17 protein-coding genes are annotated in these 16,320 nt (G+C 59.9%); 16 read left to right on the top strand and 1 reads right to left on the bottom strand.

Features of this window, described 5'->3' with window-relative positions; genetic code table 11:
* Positions 1-2 precede the first annotated feature (2 nt).
* Genes EOM25_02420 through EOM25_02410 form a run of 3 tightly spaced genes read left to right on the top strand, consistent with a single transcriptional unit; the run spans position 3 to position 2,182 of the window.
* Complete coding sequence (locus tag EOM25_02420; GenBank protein NCC24047.1) at positions 3-947, top strand: DUF1566 domain-containing protein; 945 nt, start codon at positions 3-5, stop codon at positions 945-947.
* A 3-nt stretch (positions 948-950) separates the two neighbouring features.
* Entirely contained in the window at positions 951-1,778 is an 828-nt protein-coding gene (locus tag EOM25_02415; protein NCC24046.1) for a hypothetical protein, read from the top strand.
* Positions 1,775-2,182, top strand: coding sequence for a restriction endonuclease (locus tag EOM25_02410; protein NCC24045.1), 408 nt, complete (start codon positions 1,775-1,777; stop codon positions 2,180-2,182). The genes EOM25_02415 and EOM25_02410 overlap by 4 nt, the downstream gene beginning before the upstream one ends.
* Before the next feature lie 41 nt (positions 2,183-2,223).
* On the opposite strand, the gene EOM25_02405 is transcribed toward EOM25_02410, so the two are convergent.
* Positions 2,224-3,042 (bottom strand): hypothetical protein, encoded by an 819-nt coding sequence (locus EOM25_02405; protein NCC24044.1) that lies wholly within the window; start codon positions 3,040-3,042, stop codon positions 2,224-2,226.
* A 294-nt stretch (positions 3,043-3,336) separates the two neighbouring features.
* Between EOM25_02405 and EOM25_02400 the strand changes: the two genes are divergently transcribed.
* From EOM25_02400 to EOM25_02340, 13 genes are all read left to right on the top strand, one after another.
* Positions 3,337-4,743 carry a DUF4139 domain-containing protein gene (locus EOM25_02400; protein NCC24043.1) on the top strand — a complete coding sequence of 469 codons (1,407 nt, stop codon included), beginning with the start codon at positions 3,337-3,339 and terminating at the stop codon, positions 4,741-4,743.
* A gap of 6 nt (positions 4,744-4,749) precedes the next feature.
* Positions 4,750-6,180 carry a F0F1 ATP synthase subunit beta gene (locus EOM25_02395; GenBank protein NCC24042.1) on the top strand — a complete coding sequence of 477 codons (1,431 nt, stop codon included), beginning with the start codon at positions 4,750-4,752 and terminating at the stop codon, positions 6,178-6,180.
* Between the two features lie 5 nt (positions 6,181-6,185).
* Positions 6,186-6,581, top strand: a complete 396-nt coding sequence (locus EOM25_02390; protein NCC24041.1) for a F0F1 ATP synthase subunit epsilon — start codon at positions 6,186-6,188, stop codon at positions 6,579-6,581.
* On the top strand, positions 6,578-6,871 hold the full coding sequence (locus EOM25_02385; protein NCC24040.1) for a hypothetical protein: 294 nt from the start codon (positions 6,578-6,580) through the stop codon (positions 6,869-6,871). Before EOM25_02390 ends, EOM25_02385 begins: the two co-directional genes overlap by 4 nt.
* Position 6,872: 1 nt before the next feature.
* Positions 6,873-7,202, top strand: a complete 330-nt coding sequence (locus EOM25_02380; GenBank protein ID NCC24039.1) for an ATP synthase subunit I — start codon at positions 6,873-6,875, stop codon at positions 7,200-7,202.
* A gap of 3 nt (positions 7,203-7,205) precedes the next feature.
* Positions 7,206-7,910, top strand: a complete 705-nt coding sequence (locus EOM25_02375; protein ID NCC24038.1) for a F0F1 ATP synthase subunit A — start codon at positions 7,206-7,208, stop codon at positions 7,908-7,910.
* A 3-nt stretch (positions 7,911-7,913) separates the two neighbouring features.
* Positions 7,914-8,189, top strand: coding sequence for a F0F1 ATP synthase subunit C (locus EOM25_02370; GenBank protein NCC24037.1), 276 nt, complete (start codon positions 7,914-7,916; stop codon positions 8,187-8,189).
* Complete coding sequence (locus EOM25_02365; protein NCC24036.1) at positions 8,152-8,973, top strand: hypothetical protein; 822 nt, start codon at positions 8,152-8,154, stop codon at positions 8,971-8,973. Before EOM25_02370 ends, EOM25_02365 begins: the two co-directional genes overlap by 38 nt.
* A 34-nt stretch (positions 8,974-9,007) precedes the next feature.
* The gene (locus tag EOM25_02360; protein NCC24035.1) at positions 9,008-10,531 is read left to right on the top strand and encodes a F0F1 ATP synthase subunit alpha; all 1,524 of its coding nucleotides are present in this window, start codon (positions 9,008-9,010) and stop codon (positions 10,529-10,531) included.
* Positions 10,532-10,535: 4 nt separating this feature from the next.
* On the top strand, positions 10,536-11,405 hold the full coding sequence (locus tag EOM25_02355; GenBank protein NCC24034.1) for a F0F1 ATP synthase subunit gamma: 870 nt from the start codon (positions 10,536-10,538) through the stop codon (positions 11,403-11,405).
* A 67-nt stretch (positions 11,406-11,472) separates the two neighbouring features.
* Positions 11,473-12,570 (top strand): spermidine/putrescine ABC transporter substrate-binding protein, encoded by a 1,098-nt coding sequence (locus EOM25_02350; GenBank protein ID NCC24033.1) that lies wholly within the window; start codon positions 11,473-11,475, stop codon positions 12,568-12,570.
* 12 nt (positions 12,571-12,582) lie between these two features.
* Positions 12,583-14,952, top strand: a complete 2,370-nt coding sequence (locus tag EOM25_02345; protein NCC24032.1) for a response regulator — start codon at positions 12,583-12,585, stop codon at positions 14,950-14,952.
* 116 nt (positions 14,953-15,068) lie between these two features.
* Positions 15,069-16,301 (top strand): hypothetical protein, encoded by a 1,233-nt coding sequence (locus EOM25_02340; GenBank protein NCC24031.1) that lies wholly within the window; start codon positions 15,069-15,071, stop codon positions 16,299-16,301.
* Positions 16,302-16,320 lie beyond the last annotated feature (19 nt).

Genomic DNA, 16,320 nt, shown 5'->3' with positions numbered 1-16,320 from the left:
CAATGGACAAAATCCGGACGCCTGTTCTTTCGGCCACCGGCCAAAGCCGGTGTTTCGACACCCACGGGCGTCCGGTTTTCTGCCCAGGAAGCGGCCAGGATGGAGAATTTCAATTGGGGGCCGCTCTTCCATCCACCGAACGTTTTTCAGTCCAGGGACCTACAGTTCTCGACCACCTGACTGGTCTGACCTTTCTCCGCGACGCAGCCCCCTTCACCTTTCCCCTGTCCTGGAAAGAAACCCGGCAGGCCATGACCGAACTGAATGCACGGGCTCCGGGCGGACACGACGATTGGCGTTTGCCGACTAGGCGTGAACTGGCCTCCCTCGTCCATTTCGGATCGGCCAACCCGGCCCTGCCCTCGACCCACCCTTTTGAGAACGTCTTTTCCGGAAAATACTGGACGGCCACCGACTGGGCCGGAAACCCTGATCTGGCCTGGTTTGTCCAATTCTCTGGAGGGCGGGAATTTTTCGAAGAAAAATCCCGGCCCTGCATGGCTTGGCCGGTCCGTGGGAACTGGCCCGGGTCCGAGAACCTGAAAGCCAAAAACCGGTTCAAGATTGCAAACGACGTGGTTTTTGACCCAGCCACCGGCCTGACCTGGGCTCCGAAAGCCGATCTCTGTGGGCCCTGCGATTGGGACGGAGCCTTGCAGGCCGTCGCAATGATCAGGCAGGCCAATCATCTCGGTCGAAACGACTGGCGTCTGCCCAACATCCGAGAACTCCTGTCCCTGGTGGACACGGACCGCCACTCCCCCGCCCTACCTTCGGTCCATCCGTTCACCGAACTTGGAGAGGTGTATTGGTCGTCCACCAGTTCAAGCATGGAACCGAACTGGGCCATGTGTCTGTACTTGAACAAGGGAGCCCTTGGCGTGGGCGTCAAGACCGAAAGCGATTTTCTGGCCTGGGCCGTGGCCGGACCGGGCGAGCGAGGATAAGCCATGGATGTGACCATCCATCCCCAAGCCGACTTTCTTCTGCATTCCATCGGCGATCTGAAACTTCGTCTCAGCGATCTTTTGGAAAGGGAATCGGCTCTCCGCCACCATGAAGGTCCCCTGCTCCAGGCTCTCTACGAGCGGGAAATTGGGGTCCTGGAACTGGGGCTTCTCAAGAGCCGGGTCACGGCCAACGAGCTCAAGTTCCGCATCGAGCGTATCATGGCCCGTATCAACGCCGGATCCACCATCACCCCGACGGATTTGGAGGCCTTGGAAGCCGAAACGAAAAAAATAAAGGCCGAGTGGCAGAAAGAGGTGGAAGACAAGGAAAAGACCCTGTCCTGGAGCGTGGCATACATGAAAGGTGAAAAGCTGACCGTGAACGAAACGCTCCAGCTCAAAAAAATCTACAAGCGCCTCTGCGTCCTGCTGCACCCGGACATGGGGGCCGACCAAGGCCTTTTCGATCTTCATTGGCAGGCCGTGCAGGAGGCCCATGCCCGAAGTGATCTTCTGGAGCTGGAAGCTATCCTCGTGGCCTTGGAGGCCAAGACAGGCCGGGACCGGTCGGCCGAACTCTCGGCCCTGGAGGCTCTGGCCCGTGAGCGGGATCGCCTGGAGTCTTTGATCCTGACCTATACCGAACGGCTGAGGGTCATGGAAAGGCATCCGCCCTTCTGCCTGCGAGATCAGCTGAACGATGCGGACTGGATTGCCGCTAGGCAGGCTGAAATCCGGCAGGCCGTGGCGGTCGTGCAGACCCGGGTCCTGGAGCTTCAGGCCATGCACGACAGTCTTTTGGCCTCGGCTTTGGGAGCAGTGCAATGACCGACCACACCCCCGCCACCGTCACCGGCTTGACCAACCAGCTCATGGGCTTGACCATCGGCCGAGTGGACATCACCCTGCCCTTTGGCCGGGAAATCTTTCTCATCAAGACCCGCGTGGCCGGCACCGGCTACTACCAGGCCGATGAAGCCAGACCACGTCTCGGTCCGAACCAGACCCTCGTCCTCAAACGCCAGCCGGACAATCCCCACGACGAACTGGCCATCGAGATATTCACCACCGATGGTCAGAAACTCGGCTACGTGCCCAAAAAGGACAACCCGGTCATCGCCCGGCTCATGGACGCCGGCAAGATCATTTCGGCCACCCTGTCCTGGATGGACGAGACGGCCCAAGACGTCTGGGTGGACATGAATGTGGACATCGTCCTCAAGGACATCTGAACGATGGGGGCCTTGTCAAATCCCAAAGATGATTTCCTTCACTATCTTTCCTTCCGTAAAGATTTCCAGGTCTCGCCATCCAAAAAGCTCCCGGCAACCTTGGATTCCATCTCCTGGAACATGGCCCAGGGCATTGCGAAAGTGAGGAATTCCTTGCCGAGCAGCGAACGGACGTACTTGCGGGCCGAAATGTCCGTCAGCCCGACCACGGCCCTGGAAACGTCTCTCTTGGCCTCGCGATAGGGCAACAGGCCGATGGTCTGGCAACCCGCTGCCCAGGGCATGATAACGTTGTCCATGCCTTCGCGTCCATAGTTGGCCAGGATGTGCAGGGCCGACAACTGGTCCGCATCGGCCAAAAATACCACGGTCTGCGGCGTTTCTTTGGACTGATCGACCTCGGACAGGGGCTTGAAAACCACATACTTGGCCGGGATCTCGGTCATGGGCAATTCATCGATAAATTGATGCACCAGTTCCGGGGTGGCCTTGTAGGCCTCGCCTTCCAGGAAACTCTCGGCAAAGGCCCGTCCGGCCTGAACCTCCAAAGCCTGCCCCACGCCCTTGCCGGCATCCCACTTGGCGTTGCCCACAGAAAGAAAAAAGGCGAAACAATCCACCCCTCCCGGAAACTGGAGGTAGGTGTTCCCGAACCCCAACCCAACTCCGCCTCCCCAGCATCCATAGGTTTCCCGGTCAAAGGCCACCGTCTTTCCCTTGGCCGCATTGGCAAACATGAACATGACGCACCCCCAGCGGCCCGGCTTGAACTGCAGCGCCTGCTCGGGCTTGTCCTCGGCCCACAGGATGGCCACGGGATTGAAGCTCAGACCTACGGCCTTGGCGATCTTGGATCTCATCGGCGTCTCCTTGTCTTGTGGTTATTCGAATGCTTGCCGGAATCATCAGGCGTTGAGCCTTGATCGTCATGCACGATTTATCCCTATCCCAAGGGAAATAATCAGTAAACCCGACCAGGGTCCAATTCCAGGGCAATACCCTTCGTCATGCCGAATGGGCTTGACCTCGGGAGAGCGAAGGCTACACAGTGGATACATGACCGTGCGAAACAAGCATTTCGAATATTGAAGCGGCAGAAAAAACAACGATCAGACCATTCACCCTGAAAACCAAAATTTTCGGAGGTTTCAAAAATGAATTTTTCATCTCTCTTTGGTCGGATGTGGCTAAAAAATTCAGTGCCGGCCCTGGCCCTGGTCACCATGGTCGCCTCAGTGGCCTCAGCCCAGGATCTGGCTGTGACCATCTACAACCACGGCCAGGCTGTCGTCACAGAGGTTCGGACTATGGCCCTGGAAAAAGGAGAATCGCGTGTCGACTTCCGGGACGTGGCCGAAACCATCGAGCCGAGGTCCATCCGGATTCAGTCCCTGACCAGCCCCGACCGATTCGCAGTCCTGGACATGAACTACGAGTACGATTTGATCAATGCCAAGTCTCTGTTGGACAAGTACATAGGCAAGGATGTTCTTCTGTCCCTGCCCAATCCGGAAAATCACGACAAGACAAGCTTCGTCCACGCCAGGGTCGTGTCCAACAACGACCGCCCGATCTTTATGCTGGACGACAAGGTCTACGTTGGATCCTACACCTCCATCTACTTCGACGCCATTCCCGATGAACTGCGGGCCACTCCGACACTGGCATGGCTGGTTTCCAACCAGGGGCCGACAACCCAGGACATTCAGGTTTCCTACGTGGCCTCCCAGATACGCTGGGAAACCGACTACGTCCTGGCCCTGGACAAGGACGGTCGAACCGCGAGCCTGACGGGCTGGGCGACCATCGACAACAAAACCGGCAAAGCCTTCAAGGGAGCCAGACTCCAACTCATGGCCGGAGAACTGAACCGTGCCCGACCGGAGCGGGACATGGTCGCCATGGCCCAGAAACGGACCATGTATGCCGAGGCCGCGGGCATGAGCGAGGAATCGGTCTTCGAGTACCATCTCTACAGCATGCCCCGCAGGCTGGACATCGCCAACCGGCAGACCAAGCAGATCAGCCTGCTTCAGGCCCCGGGTATCGCCATCGAAAGAAGGCTCCTCTTCACTCTTGACAATTGGTCCGGAAACACCCCGTGGACCAACCCCGAGGTCTATGTGGAGTTCAAGAATTCCAAGGCCAACGGTCTGGGCATTCCGGTTCCCAAAGGCATCGTCCGGGCCTATCAGGATAGCGCCGACGGCACGTCCTTGCTCATCGGCGAGGACCGCATCGACCACACTCCGGTGGACGCCGAGATCAAGCTGAAGATGGGCAAGGCCTTTGACCTTCAGGCCGAATCCAAGATACTCGAATCGAAAAAGGTGGCCGACAAGGTCTTTCAGTACGTCAAGGAGATCAGCATCCGGAACGGCAAGGACGCGGCCCAGGCCCTCTCCATTGAGGACCGTCTCCCGGGGGAGTGGACCATTGAGCGATCTTCCCACGAATACGCCCGTAAGGACTCGAGCCGGATTGTCTTTGACTTGACGGTTCCGCCTTCCAGCGAAAAGGATCTGACGGTGGTCACCTACAAGGTGACCACCAGACAATAGTCGAAAATGACAAGGACGGACATCATGCCGGGAGATGCCGAGCACGGCGGCGACCAATCCGAAATCGGATTGTTGGGAACGGTTCTGGCCGTCAGGGGCAGCGTCATCGACTTTGCTTTCGACGGCCCATTGCCTCCCATCCGGACCCTGGTTCTGGCCGGTCCGAAGGAAGAAGTCGTGGTCGAGATTCTGGTCCACATGAATGGAAACGCGGCCCGGGGTGTTGCCTTGACACCCTCCCAGGGCCTAGCCCAAGGCTCGCCGATCCGAGCCACGGGAAAACCTCTGGCCGCCCCGGTCGGTGAGGGCATCCGGGGCCGGATGGTCGACGTTCTGGGACGACCCATGGACCGCCGGGGAAAACTTGAGGCCGTCGAGAGACAGCCCATCTATTCCCCGCCGACCGGGGTCGCCGGCCAAAGACGGACCCAGGAAATCTTCACCACCGGCATCAAGGCCGTGGACGTTCTGGCTCCGATGGAACGAGGCGGCAAGGCCGGTCTGTTCGGCGGGGCCGGAGTGGGCAAGACCGTGCTGATTATGGAAATGATTCATAACATGGTCGGCGGCCACGAGGGCATGTCCATCTTTTGCGGCATCGGGGAGCGCTGTCGGGAGGGCGAGGAGCTCCATCGGGAAATGGACGAGGCCGGGGTGCTGAAGGATACGGTCATGGTCTTCGCCCAGATGAACGAACCGGCCGGGGCCCGTTTCCGCATCGGCCACGCCGCCCTGACCATGGCCGAACATTTCCGCGACCGCAAAGGCCAGGACGTGCTCCTGCTCATCGACAACATCTTCCGTTTCGTCCAGGCCGGCATGGAGGTTTCCGGCCTCCTTGGCCGCCTGCCCTCCCGCCTCGGCTATCAGCCCACACTCGGAACCGAACTGGCCGAACTCGAAGAGCGCATCTCGAGCACGGACCGGGGAGCCATCACCTCCATCCAGGCCGTGTACGTCCCGGCCGACGATTTCACCGACCCGGCCGCAGTCCACGCCTTCGGGCATCTGTCCTCGACCATCGTTCTCTCCCGCAATCGGGCCGCCCAGGGTCTCTATCCGGCCGTAGATCCCCTGGAGTCGGACTCGAGCATGCTCGTTCCCCAGGTGGTCGGCCGCAGGCACTACGACGTGGCCAGGGCCGTCAAACGAACCCTGGCCGAGTATCATGAGTTGAAAGACATCATCGCCATGCTCGGGCTGGAGGAATTGTCACCTGAAGACCGGCGGATCGTGAACCGGGCCCGCAGACTCGAACGATTTCTGACCCAGCCATTTGCCGTTACCGGGCAATTCACGGGCATGGAGGGCCGTTTCGTTCCGATCGAGCAGGCCCTGGAAGGCTGTGAGCGCATTCTGGCCGACGAATTCAGGGACTTGCCCGAATCCAGCCTGTATATGATCGGAACCATAGACCAGGCCCGGAGGGACGCATGAAGTCCATGCGTCTGGTCGTCCATGTGCCCCACGGCCCGATTTTGGACGCATCGGCTCTCAAGATCGTGGCTGAAACTGAAAATGGCTTTTTCGGCCTACTCCCCAACCATGTCGACATGGCAGCGGGCCTGGTTCCCGGAATCATGACCTATGCCGACGAGAGCGGACAGGAGCGCCTGCTGGCCGTGGACCGGGGTACCCTGGTCAAGGTCGGGCCAGAAGTTCGGGTGGCCGTGCGCAACGCCGTGCCCGGAGACGATCCGGCCTCCCTGGCCGAAATCGTGGCCGAGACCTTTAGCCAGGTCACCGAGCAGGAACTCAAGGCCAGGACCTCGGTGGCCAGGCTGGAAGTCGGTTTTGTCCGGGCATTCCTGAACATTGAGACCGGAGGGAACGTATGAAGGACACTTCGCCCGAAAAGAAACTGGTCGAGGCCGTGGACAAAAAGGGAAGACGACGGGACAAGGCCCGCCGCGAAAGAGAGCTCGGGGTCTGGTTCGGCCTGGGCTTCTTCGGCATGGTCGGATGGTCCGTGGCCGTGCCGGCGGTCCTCTGTCTGGCCCTGGGGATCTGGATCGACTCGCACTGGCCCACGCCCTGGTCCTTCGCCCTCATGTTCCTGGTATTGGGTGTGGCCCTGGGCTGTGCCAACGCTTGGTACTGGATACAGCGCCACGGTCGGGAGGACTGATATGGTCTGGAATCTGATCGGCGTCGATCCGGCCCAGGCCGGACCCGCAGCCCTCTTGGTGGCGGGCGGCCTGGGTCTGGTTGCCGGGGCGATTTTTTTTCTCGGTTTGTGGTGGACGATCCGCCTGGGCATCGGCCGCCCCATGGCTGGACTCTGGTTCATGGGCAGCCTGGCCGCACGCCTGGTTCTGGCCATCGCCCTTCTCTGGCCTGTGATCGAAGGCCACTGGCTCCTGGCTCTATCCTGGCTGTCCTGCTTTCTCCTCGTCAGGCTCGTCCTGACCAAAATCCTCGGTCCCGGCCACCCGCAGATATCGGTCAAGAGACCCTAAACCATGGATATCAAGGATATTACCCCGGACCTTCTGGTCTATCTCCAATGGGGATTTTTGAAGCTCAACGCGACCATCCTCTTCACCTGGTTGGTCATGGGCCTCATCGCCCTGGTCTCTCATCTCCTGACCAGGAATCTGACCTCCGGGGTCGACATTCCCAGGTCCCAGGGCGTCCTCGAGGCAATCATCCTCGGCCTGCGCTCCCAGATCGAGGATATCATGCCCGGCCGGGGCGAATCCTTCCTGCCTTTTCTGGGCACCCTATTCCTGTTCATCGCCGTGACCAACGTCCTGGCCGTGGTGCCCGGGTTCATTCCTCCCACGGCATCCCTGTCGACCACCGTGGCCCTGGCCCTGTGTGTCCTGGCGACCGTTGTCCTGCGGGGTGTATCGGCCCACGGTCCGATCGGATACCTGAAGCTTTACGCCAAACCATCCCCCATGCTTCTGCCCTTCAACGTCATCGGAGAGTTCTCCCGGACCCTGGCCCTGGCCGTGCGTCTTTTCGGCAACGTCATGAGCGGAACAAAGATCGTGGCCATTCTCCTGGCCATCGCCCCCCTCTTCTTCCCGATCGTCATGAATATCCTGGGCCTGCTCACCGGCCTTTTGCAGGCCTACATATTCGCTATCCTGGCGGCGGTGTACATCGCCTCGGCCACTTCGGACCCGCCCCAAAAGCGCAACATCGATCCCAAGGAGTGATACATGGACAGCATCAGCCTCATCGGCACGGCCTCGGTCTTCACGGCCGGCATCACCATCGCCATCGGGTCCATCGGCCCGGCCCTGGGCGAAGGCCGGGCCCTGGCCCAGGCCCTTGCGGCCATGGCCCAGCAGCCCGACGCCACCAATTCCATCACCCGGACCCTGTTCGTGGGCCTGGCCATGGTCGAGTCCACGGCCATCTACTGCTTCGTGGTCTCCATGATCCTCCTTTTCGCCAATCCCATCTGGGACTGGGCCATCAAGGCCGGAGGCTAGACCCTTGCTTCTGGATTGGTTCACCGTCCTGGCCCAGGCCGTCAATTTTCTCATCCTCGTCGGTCTGCTGAAATTCTTTCTCTACGATCGCGTCCTCAAGGCCGTGGACCGGCGCGAGGAAGGCATCCGGGACCGGATGGCCGAGGCCGAGCTGGCCAAAAACGAGTCCGTGCAGGCCAGAACCGAATTTCAATCAAAGATCGAGGCCGTCCACGAGGAACGCCGGGCCATCCTCCAAGAGGCCGAGGCCGTGGCGGAGGCCAAAGGCCGGGAACTGATGGCCGAAGCCAGGCAGCGGGCCGAGGAACTGGGCCGGGGCTTTGCCGATTCCCTGTTCCGGCATGAACGGGCACTGCTCTCTACCCTGGCCTCCCTGGCCGCCGAAAAGGCCGTATCGGCGGCTCGGACGGTACTCCAAAAACTGGCCGACGAGGATCTGGACGACCGGGTGGTCCAGAGTTTCATGAAAAGAATCGAGGCCCTGCCCGACAACCAACTGGCCGAGCTGACCAAAACTCCCGGGCCCGTCGTCGTTTCCGCAGCTTTTGATCTCGGGCGTGAACGGCGTCTGGTTCTGGAACGGACGCTGCGCGAGATTCTGGGCCATGACCGTCAGGTCGAATTCAGGATGGACACGAACCTGATCATGGGCCTGGAGCTTTCCTCCGAGGGCAAGGTCCTTGAATGGAACGTGGACGCCTGCCTCAGGGCTCTGCGGGAGGAGGCCCATGAGGCTCTCCGCCTGACCTCGGCCAATGTCGGGGGGGACGGACATGAAACCTGACGATCAAAAACCGGATTTTTCGGCCCTCTCGGCCATGGTCGAATCGGCCATGGATCGCGGCGAAACGGCCGCCCGGGCCGATCTGGTGGTCGAAACCGTGGGGCGGGTGGCCTCCGTGGGACCGGGCACGGCCCAGGTCCGCGACCTGCCCGGAACCATGTCCGACGAACTCCTTCTTTTCGAGGACGGATCCCGGGGACTGGCCTTTGACATCGACCAGGTCCTGGTCGGGGTCGTCCTGCTGGACAGGGCTCCGGATCTGGCCTCGGGGCATCGTGTCCGCCGCACCGGCCGGGTTCTTGACGTCGGGGTCGGCCGAAGCCTTCTCGGCCGTTCGGTCGACGCCCTGGGACGGCCATTGGACGGCCTCGGTCCCGTGGACACGGACGCATCCAGACCGGTCGAATCTCAGGCCCCAGAAATCATGGACCGCCTCCCGGTTACCAAACCCCTGCAGACCGGAATCAAGGCCGTTGACGCCCTCATCCCCATAGGCCGGGGCCAGCGGGAGCTGGTCATGGGTGACCGCCAGACGGGCAAGACCGCTGTCTGTCTCGACGCCATCCTGAATCAGGCCGAGACCGGGGTCGTTTCCATTTATTGCGGCATCGGCAAACGGGCCTCGGCCATGGCCCGGGTTTTGACCGCCCTGGAGGACGGGCAGGCCATGAACCGCTGCGTGGTCCTCACCGCCACCGAGGACGACCCGCCGGGACTGCAGTTCATCGCCCCCTACTCGGCCATGGCCATGGCCGAGGAATTCGCATCCATGGGGTTGGACGTTCTCTTGGTCCTTGACGATCTGACCCGCCACGCCCGGGCCTACCGGGAGCTCTCCCTGCTACTGCGTCGGCCCCCCGGCCGGGAAGCCTTTCCCGGAGACATCTTCTACATCCACTCCCGGCTGCTGGAGCGCTCCACCCGTCTGCGGACCGAACTCGGCGGAGGCTCCATCACCTGCCTGCCCGTGGTCGAGACCGAGGCCGGGAACCTCTCGGCCTACATTCCAACGAATCTTATCTCCATCACCGATGGCCAAGTCTATCTGAGCCCGGTTCTGTTTCGCAAAGGCATCCTTCCGGCCGTGGACATCGGCCGCAGCGTCTCCAGGGTCGGGGGCAAGGCCCAGCTTCCGGCCTACCGGGCCGTGGCCGGCGATCTTCGTCTGGCCTACGCCCAATTCGAGGAATTGGAGGCCTTTTCCCGATTCGGAACCCGCCTCGACGCGGAAACCAAGAAATCCATCCACCGGGGCCAAAGGGTCAGGGAGATTCTCCGTCAATCTCAGTACCAACCTCTGCCGGTCTGGCACCAAATCTCGGTCCTAGTAGCGGTCAATTCCGGAATCTTCGACTCTTTGGAATTGGACGCCATTCAGGAGGCCTCGCGTGCCGTGGCCGATCTGGTTCACCGCGAGGCCCGGGACCTCTGCCAGGCCGTTGAAAGCGGGGAACGTCTCCAGGACGAGGACCTCGAACGCTTGAAATCCCTGGCCGGACAGGCCGTGGCCGATCTGAAGCCGCAACCGGAATCACCGACCCCAAAACGCCCGGACTGAGGCCATGGACACCCTGCAGGCCATAGAGCGGCGGCTTTCCAGCGTCCACGATCTTCATTCCATTGTCCGGACCATGAAGGCCTTGGCCGCCGTGAACATCGCCCAATTCGAAAAGGCCGCCCGATCCGTGGATGAATACGCCGAAACTGTGGAATTGGCCCTCATGGCCGTGCTCCGCCGGCCAGACGGCCGGGTGGCTGCACGCCCCTCGCGGCCCGGGCCTCTGGGAGGAGTGGTCTTCGGCTCGGACCAGGGCATGTGCGGCCAGTTGAACGAGGATCTGACCGGTCTGGTTCTGGAAACCCTGGCTCGGGAGTCCGACAGGCCCTCCTCTCTGCTCGTGGTCGGCGAACGTGCCGCGGACAGGCTTAGGGACATGGATCTCGACATTGGTCATGTCTTTCGGGTGCCGACAGGCGTGGGCGGATTTCTTCCCCTGGTCCAACGCCTATCCGTCGAACTCCAGGCCTGGACGGAATTTCTGGGCTTGGAGGAAATCCGGCTCTTCCACCCCGTACCCGTCGGACAGGCTTCGAGCCATCCGACCACGACCCGTCTCCTTCCCCTGGACGACCAATGGCTGAAAACCCTCCAGGCCCGGCCATGGCCCGGCCGAAGCCTGCCCTTGTGCACCATGTCCCAGGGAAACCTCTTTTCATCGCTGGTCCGCGAATACATGTTCGTCGGTCTATACCGGGCCTTGGCCCAATCCCTGGCCAGCGAAAATGCCATGCGTCTGGCGGCTATGCAGGGTGCCGAGCGAAACATTCGCGAACGATTGGAGGCCCTAACACGTGATTTCCACACCACACGCCAAGCCGGCATCACCGAGGAGCTTCTGGATATCGTAGCCGGGTTCGAATCTTTGGCTTGATATTGGGATATATTAAATTGAAAATTATTATCAAAAAGATAACGATGCACTTGGGAGACAATCAGCCATGATCTTCAACCCATCCATTTATAAAGTTTGCCTTTGCTGCCTTCTCGCCATTTTTATCGTGGCCTGCGACAAGCCTTCATCCAGTAATGGAGGGCAACCCGAATCTTCGCCACCAGTGTCCGAAGGCCCTCTGATCTTCTACAACTGGGAAGACTATATCGGTTCAGAGACCTTGGCCGGATTCACCAGCGAAACCGGGATTTCCGTCCAGCTAGTGACGTTCGAAGACGACGAGGCCATTCTCGGGGCCATCCAATCGGGCCTGCCCGACGTGGATCTGATCGTGGTCAGTCGCAGCGTGGCCATGGAGATGACCAAGGCCAAGCTCGTCTCTCCCATCGACATCCACGCCATTCCCAACCTCGTCAATCTTCATGGTTCGTGGCTGCCGCCCGACCATGAACACTGGAGGAACTGGATGGTCCCCTATTGTACCGGAACCACCGGCCTGGTGGTCAACTCCAAACATGTCGACGGAGATATCGAAACCTGGAAAATCCTCTGGGATGAACGCTATGCGGGGCGCGTGGCCATGCTGAACAACCCCTTTGAGGTGACCGGAGCGGCCTCCAAGATGCTGGGCTTCCCCCTGAACGCCGACCGGCCGGAGCAGCTTCAGTCCATTCGCGAGGCATTGCTGAGGCAGCGCCCTCTTCTGGCCGGATACTTCGACCCCGTGACCATCGGGGAGATGATGGCCGCCGAAAGGCTCTGGGCGGCCCAACTGTACAACGGCGACGCCATGATGGCCGCCGAGCAGAATGAGGACATCCGCTACGTCCTGCCCAGGGAAGGGGCCGCCATCTGGTTCGACGTGTTTGTCATCCCCCGCCAGGCCAGACACATGGCCGAAGCCCACGCATTCATCGACTATGTCCACCGACCTGAGATCATGGGAGCCATCGCCTCGGAAATATGGACGGCGACACCCAATACGGCCTCCCGGGCCTTCACCGATCCGGCCGTTCTCCAAGCCCCGGAGGTCTATCCCTCGGAGGAAAAAATGGCTTTGTGCGAAACCTTCGGTGACATGGGAAGCGAGGAATCGGTTCGAACCCGTCAGGAAATCTGGGCCGAACTGCAATCGGAACGATAGGGCGCCGAAATCATGCGGATCCACACCAAGATCGTTCTTTTCCTTCTGGTCGGGGGCCTGATTCCGGTTCTGGTCATGAGTGCCTTTTCCCTGATCCTGGTCGAGGGGAGCATTCGCTCGGCCCGGAATCAGGCCCTGCTCTCCCTGGGAACGGAAGTCGCCAAGGAACTGCAACGTGAAGTGAACGCGGCTTACAACAGCATTCTGCTTCTGGCCGAGAATCCGGCCTTGGGCCAAGATATTAGAACCAGGGAGACCATCGAGAAGGAATTCCACAGGACGCTGCGCTTTCATCCCATCGTCAAGGACCTGACCCTTCTTGACCAAAACGGCAATGTCCTGGCCTCGGGCCGGTACTCCTTTCGGGGAACATGGAAATCTACGACCTGGTTCCAGAAAGCCGTAGCCGGCGAGAGCCTGCTCTCGGATGTACATGTTCTCATCTATCCACGCCAGACCGTGATGACCGTGGCCCTGGCCGTCCCGAACAGGACGGATGCGCCCCGGAACGACATCCTCATTGGCCAGATCGACATGGAGCCCATCTGGAAGATTGTCTCCGGCGTCAACTTCGGTGACCAGGACCTGAGTACCCTGATCGATCGACGGGGTCTGATCGTGGCCGGTCCCAAACCCGACCGGATTCTCGATCCATTGCCGCATCCGGTCCTGCTCGATGCCATCCGAACCGGCACAAGCGGAATTCTTCCCTTCCGGGACGACAATCAAGACATGGTGGCCTCGTTCGTTCCGGTCGACCAGAATGAGTCGCAGGTCGCCACGGGCTGGACCCTGATCTTCACCCAGCCCGAGAAAGAACTCTACGCCGCGGCCTTCCACCTCCGGCACGGCCTGTTTCTGACCAGTCTCATCGTCCTGCTGGCCGTTATTCTTTTGGGAAATCTCTTCAGTCGTAGGATTATCGTCCGCATCAACGCCCTGGTCATGGCCGCCAGAGGCCTCGGGCAAGGCGATTTTCATCGGATTCCGACCGACAACGCCCGGGACGAAATCGGCGAATTGAGCCGGATCATTGCCGGAGCCGGCCAGCAATTGGCCGCGGCCGATGAAAAGATACGGAGCTACCAGGCCGGCCTTGAACAGCAGGTCAAAGATCGGACCGCAGAACTGGTCGAGGCCAACTGGAACCTGCAACGCGAAATCGAGGAACACCAGCGCATCGAGAGGGACCGAAATCGTCTCGAGGATCAGCTTCGTCAATCCCAGAAGATGGAGGCCGTTGGAACCCTGGCCGGTGGCATCGCCCACGACTTCAACAACATCCTCCAGGCCATAGCCGGTAATGTTCAGCTCCTTCTCATGCGCCGACCGGAGAACGATCGGGAACGGGAATCGCTCATGCAAATCGACCGGACCGTGGAACGGGCCACCGAGCTGGTCCGCCGACTTCTGACCTTCAGTCGAAAGATGGACGTTGTCCGAACCACGCTCAACCTGAACACGGTCATTGTCGAAGCGGTCAAACTGCTCCAGCGGACCATTCCCAAGATGATTGACATCGAAACCAATCTGGCTCCGAATCTGTTCGACATCGAGGCCAACGCCACCCAGATGGAGCAGGTTTTGATGAATCTGGCCAACAACGCCCGGGACGCCATGCCGGACGGCGGGCGTCTGGTCATCGCCACCGAAACGTTCGATTCAGACGGAAGAGGTCACGGGAATCATCCCGAGCTTGCTCCCGGCCCATACGTGGTCCTGCGCGTTTCAGACTCGGGCTTGGGCATAGACGATGCGACCAGGGAACATATCTTCGAACCCTTCTTCACCACCAAGGCCGTGGGCCAGGGCACCGGCCTCGGCCTGTCCACTGTTTATGGCATTGTCACCGACCATGGAGGACACATCACCTGCTCCAGCGAAAAGAACCGGGGAACAACCTTCAGCATCTACCTGCCCGCCCTGCCGACAGTCTCAACCGTGGACAACGTCATTGGCACCCGACATGACCGCCAGGAAATCGAAGGTGGAACCGAAAGGATCTTGCTCGTTGACGACGAGGAACTCATTCTCGAATTGACTGAGGACATCTTGAGCGGTCATGGATACACCGTTCTCACGGCCAGCAGCGGTGAAGAAGCCCTGAAAATTTTTAGGCTGGAAAAGGGCAACATCGATCTGGTTGTCACAGATCTTGGCATGCCCGGCATGGGCGGGGAGCACCTGATCAGGGAGATGAAAGAAATTTACCCGAAGGCCAGAATTCTGGTCACCAGCGGGTATGCGGCCCATTCCATGGCTGAGGATCCGCATTTGTTCGGAGCCTCGGATTTCATCAGAAAACCGTATAGGCTGGACGAGATGCTTTTAACCGTGAGACATGTCCTAGACGAAATCCGCGTATCAGGGCATAAAGAATGATGGCCATGTCAATTCTTGGCACAATCTGACTAGAAATGGAGGACGAATCAAAGAATTAAAACCAAATCAATCGGTCAAAATCTGTCGATCCTTGTAATTTTCGAACTTTTGAGGAGATGGTCATGAAAATGAAAACCTTTGCCCTTGTTCCCTTGGCACTCATCGTTTTCTTTTTTGCCTCGTCAGCCCAGGCTGCAACATCGGAGCTGGTCCCCAAGATTGAAAACTTCGTCTTGTTCCTGGATCATTCCGGCTCCATGGCCATGAGCATGGAAGGCCAAAAGACAAACAAGATCTCCGCAGCCGTGAACATCCTTTCCCGCATGAACGACAAGATTCCTGCCCTGCCCTACCAGGCCGGACTGGCCACCTTCGCCCCTTACAAGCTCCGTTCGGGCATGGGTTCTTTTGACCGGGCCTCCATGGCCTCGGCCATTCAGGGGGTGGAAACCAAGTACGAAATCTTCGGCCGCAGGACCCCGATGGGCGACAGCCTGGCCCTTTTGGCACCGATTGTTTCCGGGCTGAACGGCAGGACGGCCATCATTCTTGTCAGCGACGGAGAATCCAACCAGGGATCCGAGCCCGTGGCACAGGCCAAAAAAATCTATGACCTCGCTCCCGGCAGGATCTGTTTCCATGTCATCGATATGGGCGGTACCGAGACCGATCAAGCCTCACTGGAGGCCATCGCCAACTTGAATTCCTGCTGCTCGTACACAACCGCGGCCTTCCTCCGGGATGACGCTGGCATGGATGCTTTCGTCCACGGCGTCTTCTATGACGTGATCGGGGATTCTGACGGCGACGGCGTCCTGGATAACCGCGACAAATGCCCGAACACCCCCCGAGGCACGCCGGTGGACGCCGACGGCTGTCCCCTGCCTCCAAAGATCGTAGACGTGGACAGCGACGGTGACGGCGTGGTCGATCGTCTGGACAAGTGCCCGGGAACTCCTCTTGGGTTGGCCGTGGACGAGCACGGATGTCCCATCGAAGTCACGTTCAGGCTTGAAATCCAGTTCGACAGCGACAAGGCCGTGGTCAAGCCCATCTATGACGACCAGCTTCAGGCGGTTGCCGATTTTCTGAAGGCCAACCCCGAAACCGCGGTTACCATCGAAGGGCACACCGACAGCACGGGAAGCAAGGCATCGAACAAGAAACTATCTCAGGCCCGGGCCGTCAGCGTCAAAAACGCTCTGGTCGATCGCATGGGTATCGATCCGGCCCGGCTCACGGCCATGGGATTCGGACAGGATCGGCCCATCGCCACCAACGAGACCGTCGAGGGCCGCCAACAAAATCGCCGGGTGCAGGCGGTCTTCTCCGGCTTCAAGAAGAAGTAGTATTCACAAATCCCCATTC

This window comes from Deltaproteobacteria bacterium, assembly GCA_009929795.1.
In the GTDB taxonomy this organism is placed as follows: domain Bacteria; phylum Desulfobacterota; class Desulfovibrionia; order Desulfovibrionales; family Desulfomicrobiaceae; genus RZZR01.
The sequence above is the reverse complement of the archived record's forward strand: the minus strand, read 5'-3'. Positions and strand labels throughout refer to the sequence as shown.

Coding starts and splice junctions, on each gene's coding strand:
- EOM25_02420 (NCC24047.1), top strand. CDS start 3: ATGGACAAAATCCGGACGCCTGTTCTTTCGGCCACCGGCCAAAGCCGG.
- EOM25_02415 (NCC24046.1), top strand. CDS start 951: ATGGATGTGACCATCCATCCCCAAGCCGACTTTCTTCTGCATTCCATC.
- EOM25_02410 (NCC24045.1), top strand. CDS start 1,775: ATGACCGACCACACCCCCGCCACCGTCACCGGCTTGACCAACCAGCTC.
- EOM25_02405 (NCC24044.1), bottom strand. CDS start 3,042: ATGAGATCCAAGATCGCCAAGGCCGTAGGTCTGAGCTTCAATCCCGTG.
- EOM25_02400 (NCC24043.1), top strand. CDS start 3,337: ATGAATTTTTCATCTCTCTTTGGTCGGATGTGGCTAAAAAATTCAGTG.
- EOM25_02395 (NCC24042.1), top strand. CDS start 4,750: ATGACAAGGACGGACATCATGCCGGGAGATGCCGAGCACGGCGGCGAC.
- EOM25_02390 (NCC24041.1), top strand. CDS start 6,186: ATGCGTCTGGTCGTCCATGTGCCCCACGGCCCGATTTTGGACGCATCG.
- EOM25_02385 (NCC24040.1), top strand. CDS start 6,578: ATGAAGGACACTTCGCCCGAAAAGAAACTGGTCGAGGCCGTGGACAAA.
- EOM25_02380 (NCC24039.1), top strand. CDS start 6,873: ATGGTCTGGAATCTGATCGGCGTCGATCCGGCCCAGGCCGGACCCGCA.
- EOM25_02375 (NCC24038.1), top strand. CDS start 7,206: ATGGATATCAAGGATATTACCCCGGACCTTCTGGTCTATCTCCAATGG.
- EOM25_02370 (NCC24037.1), top strand. CDS start 7,914: ATGGACAGCATCAGCCTCATCGGCACGGCCTCGGTCTTCACGGCCGGC.
- EOM25_02360 (NCC24035.1), top strand. CDS start 9,008: ATGGTCGAATCGGCCATGGATCGCGGCGAAACGGCCGCCCGGGCCGAT.
- EOM25_02355 (NCC24034.1), top strand. CDS start 10,536: ATGGACACCCTGCAGGCCATAGAGCGGCGGCTTTCCAGCGTCCACGAT.
- EOM25_02350 (NCC24033.1), top strand. CDS start 11,473: ATGATCTTCAACCCATCCATTTATAAAGTTTGCCTTTGCTGCCTTCTC.
- EOM25_02345 (NCC24032.1), top strand. CDS start 12,583: ATGCGGATCCACACCAAGATCGTTCTTTTCCTTCTGGTCGGGGGCCTG.
- EOM25_02340 (NCC24031.1), top strand. CDS start 15,069: ATGGTCATGAAAATGAAAACCTTTGCCCTTGTTCCCTTGGCACTCATC.